This is a genomic window from Nonomuraea sp. B5E05 (genome assembly GCF_039880665.1).
In the GTDB taxonomy this organism is placed as follows: domain Bacteria; phylum Actinomycetota; class Actinomycetes; order Streptosporangiales; family Streptosporangiaceae; genus Nonomuraea.
Genome location: NZ_JBDPMJ010000083.1, coordinates 1 through 1780, shown reverse-complemented (window position 1 = coordinate 1780; position 1780 = coordinate 1). Strand labels below are relative to the sequence as shown.

Sequence of the window (1780 nt, the reverse complement as noted above, 5' to 3'; positions counted from 1 at the left end):
CCGGACCACGTAGCTATGGAGGTACGGCGCATGCCGGTCGAATAAAACGGCGAAGGTCTCCGGCTCGTTCAGCGACCTCTCGATGAGGGTCGCATCGTCTGCCTTGATGCCGTCGCGTATGGGGTCACGCATGCCGACCCCTTCTTGGCGTATGCCGGTCACAGGTACTCTTGTCGCGCCAGACCGAAATGGTTCACGCCTGTCTTCGGCCCGAACCGATGAAGTGTCCGGGCCCGCCGCGCCCGAGGGCCGTGATGGCGGAACTCCTATAGCTACGGCGAGGGGCAGAGGTGCGGTGAGCTATCTTGCGGATTCGTCGCGTAGTAGTTGCAAGTAGATCAAACCGGTGTGGAACATCCTGGCTCCCCCTGATCGTGGTCTCCGTCTGTTCGGAGAGTTCGTGGTCTGGGGGTCTGCGGTGCGTGCGGAGTGAGAGTCCGATGAGCTGATCGGCTCATGGACGCTGGTCGAGGGCGACTGGAAGCTGATCAAGAACAAATCGGGGGCGACGCGGCTGGGGTTCGCGTTGATGCTGAAGTTCTACGAGATCGAGGGCCGGTTTCCGGCCTATCCAGAAGAGGTCCCGCAGGTAGCGATCGTCTATGTCGCGTCGCTGGTGAAAGTGGATCCTGGGCTGTTCGGCAAGTACTCCTGGGCCGGCCGGACGATCAAGGACCACCGCAAGCAGATCCGGACGGCCTTCGGGACGCGGCCGCCGACAGAGGAGGACGAGGAGCGGTGGGCGCAGTGGATGGCTGATGAGCCGTGTTCGACGGAGACGAACCGGGACCGGCTGGCGGATGCGCTGCGTCGCCGGTGCCGCAGCGAAAATATGGAGCCGCCGACGCCGGGCCAGGTGGAGCGGGTGGTGGCCTCGGCGGTGAGCCGGTTTGAGGGCGCGTTCGCCCGTGGAGTGCAGGCCAGGTTGGGGCCGATGGTGTGCGGTCGGCTTCAGGACCTGCTGGGCAGTCAGCAGGTGCTGGCGGAGCTGAAGGCCGACCCCGGCCCGCTGGGTCTGGAGACGCTGCTGAAGGAGATCGGCAAGCTGAAGACCGTCCGGTCGCTCGGTTTGGACGAGACCGTGTTCGCCGAGGTGCCGGACCTGATCGTGGCGGCCTGGCGGGCGCGGGCGATGCGCATGTATCCCTCGGACTTCGCCTCGGCGCCGGAGCCGATCCGGTACACGCTGCTGGCGGCGGTGTGCTGGACATGGGGGGACAGCCGTCTCGATCTCGGGCGCAGCGTGTAGCGATTGTCAGGGAGCCGCGTGGAAGGGTGGTGATGTTGTTGACCTTCCCCTTGGGTGAAGCCCCAGCATCGTTGACACCGGTCGTCGTGGCCGGGACGAGGAGGAGTGGTGCGGGAACTGCTGACGATCGGAGCGTTCGCTCGGGCAGCTCGGCTGTCGCCGAAGGCCCTGCGGCTCTACGACGAACTCGGGCTCCTGCTACCGGCCGCCGTGGATGGCGATTCGGGATACCGGTTCTACGATCCGGAGCAGTTGGAGCGAGCCCGGTTGATCGCCTGGCTGCGGCGTCTGGGCATGCCCTTGACCCGTATCCGGCATGTGTGTGATCTACCTGCGGAGACAGCGGCCGAGGAGATCGCCGGCTACTGGGAGCAGTTCCTGGCCGAGACCGCCGCTCGCGGCCGGTTGTAGGACGACGTTCTTTCTGAGCACGTAGGGCCTGATGGGCGACATGGATGATGTCCATGATCTTCAGGGCTGGTCTTGGGGTTGGCCTGGTTCGTGCCCGGCGACAACGTGAGCGTCAATCGT

General features: G+C 65.3%; 2 protein-coding genes. Both read left to right on the top strand.

Features of this window, described 5'->3' with window-relative positions; translation table 11 throughout:
- The first annotated feature begins 445 nt into the window (after positions 1 to 445).
- The gene (locus ABGB01_RS45870; RefSeq protein WP_347780627.1) at positions 446 to 1249 is read left to right on the top strand and encodes a DUF4158 domain-containing protein; all 804 of its coding nucleotides are present in this window, start codon (positions 446 to 448) and stop codon (positions 1247 to 1249) included.
- A gap of 108 nt (positions 1250 to 1357) precedes the next feature.
- Positions 1358 to 1660: a MerR family transcriptional regulator gene (locus tag ABGB01_RS45865; RefSeq protein ID WP_347780626.1), complete on the top strand. Its 303-nt coding sequence runs from the start codon at positions 1358 to 1360 to the stop codon at positions 1658 to 1660.
- Positions 1661 to 1780 lie beyond the last annotated feature (120 nt).